The organism is Okeania sp. (assembly GCF_983059655.1).
Genome location: NZ_CEZPJD010000673.1, coordinates 1 through 4,401 on the forward strand (window position 1 = coordinate 1; position 4,401 = coordinate 4,401).

4 protein-coding genes are annotated in these 4,401 nt (G+C 35.1%); all 4 read left to right on the forward strand.

Annotated elements, in window-relative coordinates; all coding sequences use genetic code 11:
* Positions 1-242 precede the first annotated feature (242 nt).
* The gene (locus tag AC3DU7_RS26365; protein ID WP_488042244.1) at positions 243-575 is read left to right on the forward strand and encodes a hypothetical protein; all 333 of its coding nucleotides are present in this window, start codon (positions 243-245) and stop codon (positions 573-575) included.
* A gap of 2 nt (positions 576-577) precedes the next feature.
* Positions 578-3,391, forward strand: coding sequence for a GUN4 domain-containing protein (locus AC3DU7_RS26370; RefSeq protein WP_488042245.1), 2,814 nt, complete (start codon positions 578-580; stop codon positions 3,389-3,391).
* Between the two features lie 95 nt (positions 3,392-3,486).
* Positions 3,487-3,708, forward strand: coding sequence for a hypothetical protein (locus AC3DU7_RS26375; protein ID WP_488042246.1), 222 nt, complete (start codon positions 3,487-3,489; stop codon positions 3,706-3,708).
* Positions 3,705-4,106, forward strand: a complete 402-nt coding sequence (vapC, locus tag AC3DU7_RS26380; protein ID WP_488042247.1) for a type II toxin-antitoxin system tRNA(fMet)-specific endonuclease VapC — start codon at positions 3,705-3,707, stop codon at positions 4,104-4,106. The genes AC3DU7_RS26375 and vapC overlap by 4 nt, the downstream gene beginning before the upstream one ends.
* The last annotated feature ends 295 nt before the right edge of the window (positions 4,107-4,401 follow it).

The window sequence follows — 4,401 nt, forward strand, 5'->3', positions numbered from 1 at the left end:
ACCCCGTGGTTGTATTGCTCAAGCGTGGAGTGTTGCAGAAGTTTTGCGAGCTTGGTTGGTCATTAATAATGAATAATTAATAATGAATAATTAATAATTATTAATCAAATGAGTTAAAAGTACTCCAGTAGGGTGCGTTAGACGGCAAAAATATAAGCTTTCAAAGGCATTTAACAATCCGTCGTAACGCACCATTTTAGCTATCTGTTATAATCAAATCAAAAAAGTTAGTGAGTTGAACAATGCTTAAAATAGCTATTGATGGTTTAAATGCTGTCCAATTTACAGAAGAAATTCTGGCAATTGAAGGTATAGAAGGTAGTTATGAAATAGTTGGTATTGAAAGAGAAGCTGATTTAGCAACTATCGCGACAATAGTTGGAATTGGTGCAGGAACTTCTGTTATGATTATTAATACTCTAAATATTGCAGAGAAGATTTCCCAGTGTTTCAAAAAACATGAGACAAAACTAGAGAAGGTAGAATTTGTTTCTAATAATGGCAACCGAGTTATACTTCACGGCGCAACTGTAGAACAAATTAAAGATATTTTGGAAAGTTTCCTGAAAAAATAACTATGCAAATTCTTCACTTAGACTTGAAATTAATAGGGGATGATTATGCCCAATTCCGATACTTTTGGAATAATCCTAATGATTACCAATCTTATCAATTATCTCTGACAGAAATTTCTGCTCTAATCAAAAAATCAGAGGCAAACTATTACACCAGACTGCCAGAAGAATACGCCAAAACTGGTCAAATACTTTATAACTGGTTGGATGGAAATGACCGTATTTTGCAAAGAGAACTCGATAAATATCGGCGGGAAGGAATTGTTTTAGCAATTTCTACTTCAGAAAGATTAGCTCATTTACCTTGGGAATTACTCCATGATCGTCAAGAATTTTTAGTTAAGCGTAAACCTGCTATTATTCCTGTTCGTTGGGTGACGAATAGTCAACCACTTTCTTTTCAAAATCAACCCCCCCATAACCGAGCATTAAATGTTGTATTTATGGCAACTTCCCCCCGCAACATGGGAGACCATTTTTCGGAACTTGATTTTGAAGCGGAGGAGGGAAGTATTTTAGAAGCAACTAAAAGAACACCTTTGTTTTTAGAAGTAGAAGAAAGTGGTTGTTTGACTGAATTAGGTTATCTTGTGGGAAATCAGGAAGAGAATTTTTTTGATGTTATTCATCTCACAGGTCATACAAAATTTCGGAATGATAAACCTTGCTTTGTTACTGAGACAGAATATGGAGAGGCAAAATATAGTAGTGGGGAAGATATTGCTACACAATTACAATATCGATACCCTAAACTGATTTTTCTATCCGGTTGTCGGACTGGATATGAATATGAAGAAAATATTCCGTCAATGGCAGAATCTTTATTGAGTGAACGTGTAACAGCAGTTTTAGGATGGGGCGATCGGGTTTTAGATACAGATGCAACAACAGTAGCAGCAAAATTTTATCAGGGGTTGTCTTCTGGAAAAAGAGTAACGGAAGCATTGGCGGAAACTTACCAGGAATTAATTAAAGTTAATGCTAGAGACTGGCATAAATTACGACTTTATGTGGCGGGTAGTTTACCGGGAGCGTTAGTAACTCCCTTGAGAAAACCAGGTCGGAAACCTGCGCCCCGTTACAACAAAACAATTGATGAATTTAGGGATGAAGAGCGTAAATTTAGAGTAGTAAATCGTGAAAATTTTGTTGGTCGTCGCCGTCAGTTACAAAATTGTCTCCGTGCTTTTAAGTTAGATGATAAGTTGGGAATATTAATTCATGGTATGGGAGGTTTGGGAAAAAGTACCATTGCTTCTCGACTTTGGGAACGTTTCTTGGAATATGAAACAGTATTATGGTGGCGACAAATAGATAGTTCTAATTTAGTACAAAAATTGGCAGATAAATTGAGGGATGCTGACCTACGTTCTAAATTACAAAATAATAAAAATGGACTTAAATATAGGTTGCGAGATTTGTTTGAAAATTTGATTGAAGCTGGAGCAAAACCTTTTCTTTTCCTCTTTGATGATTTTGAATTTAATCTCGAACCTCGTGAGGGTGGATTTGTTTTGAAACCTGAAGTGGCAGAAGTTTTAGATGCTTTGGTTTTTGCAATTCGAGAAATAGGTAGGGAAAAAATTATTATTACTTGTCGTTATGAATTTCAATATGATTTATTAAGTGAGTTTTGGGTACAAGGTTTAGACGCATTTCGCAAAGCTGATTTAAAGAAAAAATTGAAACGTCTGGAGAATTTTAATTCGGGAAAAATTGATGAAAAGTTAATCGAAAGAGCCTTAAAACTTGCAGATGGAAATCCCCGTTTATTGGAATGGTTGGATAAAGATGTGCTTGCCTGTAAGAATATTGATGCCAAACTAACTGAGCATGAATCTAGTTCTGAAGATTGGAAATGGAAAATAACTAGGTCTGAACTTTATGCACAAATTGATGAAAAAGGTATTCAGGTATTGAGTAATTGTTTAGTGTTGGAAATTCCTGTACCGATGTTAGCTTTAGATGCGGTTTGTGAGTCTATTTCTGGTTATCAAGAAAAGTTAAATCAAGCGGTAGATTTAGGTTTAATAGAAGCTGGTTCGGAAGTAGAAGAATCTGAGCGTGTTTATCGAGTTTCACGGATTGTACCTCATATTATTTCGAGTATTAAATTGCCTGAAGTTCCTGAAGTTTATTCTTTGTATGAAAAAGGTTCGGAAAAGTTGTTTGAGTTATGGGGGAAGAAAGACAATAGAAGTGAGGAAAAATGGCGTGAGATTTTCCGGTTAAAGTTTGCCAATAAAGAAAATCCTGAGCGATTTCGAGAGGGATTTTCTCAAATGTTGTCCTGCGACTATTATAGTGCAGCTGATTCTGCTTATAAGTCTGAACTTAAGCAAATCAAAACGGAACTAACAGAACTACTAAAGAATAATAATTTGGAAGAATATTTGTGTCAAGGTGAATGGAGAAAAGCTGATGAGCAGACAGTAGTTATTTTTTATCAAGTAATGGCATTAAGGGATATTCAAACATCTTTTATTTATGATGATAAGGAGTTTCCAATGTCAATACTTAAGTACATAGACCAACTTTGGATAAAATATAGTAATGGTAAGTTTGGTTTTTCCGTCCAAAAGAAAATTTATCAGAGTTTGGGTGGAAAAGGAAAATATGACAAGGAAGTATACGAAGCATTTGGTAATGAAGTCGGATGGCGTTCAGGAGAAAAACAGTTGCATTATTCAGACCTAACTTTTAGCTTGAATACTGATTATACTGGGCATCTCCCGTTTCAGGCATGGCAGTATTGGGAAGCGACAGAATCAATGAGGCCGAAGATAGAATTTGTTAATTTGGGTAAACTTTTATGATTGATCTGGAGGGGTGAATTTGAATATCTGACAACTGAGCAGCTAGTCTCAATAGTCTCCCAATTATCTTCCCGAAGTAATTATTAGAGGTTTTTATGAATTTAAAATTAGTTAAATCCTTAGCAGAAATAATTAACAACTTAACTCCAGAAGAAAAACAGCTTTTGGGAACAATGGTTAATTTAATTCAAGATAATAACCAACCTGAAAATCAGTCTTGGCATGAATTTATTGAAAACACTTATGGGAGTATTCAAGATGAAACTTTTGTCAGACATCCTCAAGGTAATTTTGAGCAGAGAGAATTATTTGAATGATTTATTTATTAGATACTAATGTTTGTATTGTTTATTTAAAAGGCTTAAATAATAACTTAAAACAGACATTAGAAAGTCATAATCTGCGAGATATAGTGGTTTGTTCTGTGGTCAAAGCCGAACTATTTTATGGGGCAATAAAAAGTCAAAAATCACAACAAAATTTAATTCAACAACAAATCTTTTTGAGTAGGTTTATATCTCTGCCTTTCGATGATAGATGTACAAAAATATATGGGGAAATTCGCACAAGATTAGAAAAAGCGGGAACACCCATTGGGCCTTATGATTTACAAATAGCTTCAATTGCTATAGCTAATGATTTAATTTTAGTAACTCATAATGTGGCTGAATTTCAAAGGATTAGTGAATTAAATATAGAAGATTGGGAAGTTTGAGTCAATTCCTAAATCGCTTTTAAATCAGTATTTTAAGTCTCTCAGCTTACAGCTAATTCCACCTTGGTGAGTTACACCCACGCGGGCAAGATGCCCGCACTGGGAAGATTATTCAAAACGAACCTCCTCGCTCATTCCCATTTCTCCTGACTCCTGACTCCTGACTCCTTCTTCAATAACTATTTCTTAGCCTTGCACAACAACACCCAATGTTTCCAACCCATATATAAACCAAATAACAATATCGCCCAAACAAAACTAGGTTCTGGAATACCTACCATCCCATCAGGAGTTT

Excerpts from the sequence above, each read along its gene's own strand:
- vapC (WP_488042247.1), top strand. The coding sequence starts at position 3,705 with ATGATTTATTTATTAGATACTAATGTTTGTATTGTTTATTTAAAAGGC.
- AC3DU7_RS26365 (WP_488042244.1), top strand. The coding sequence starts at position 243 with ATGCTTAAAATAGCTATTGATGGTTTAAATGCTGTCCAATTTACAGAA.
- AC3DU7_RS26370 (WP_488042245.1), top strand. The coding sequence starts at position 578 with ATGCAAATTCTTCACTTAGACTTGAAATTAATAGGGGATGATTATGCC.
- AC3DU7_RS26375 (WP_488042246.1), top strand. The coding sequence starts at position 3,487 with ATGAATTTAAAATTAGTTAAATCCTTAGCAGAAATAATTAACAACTTA.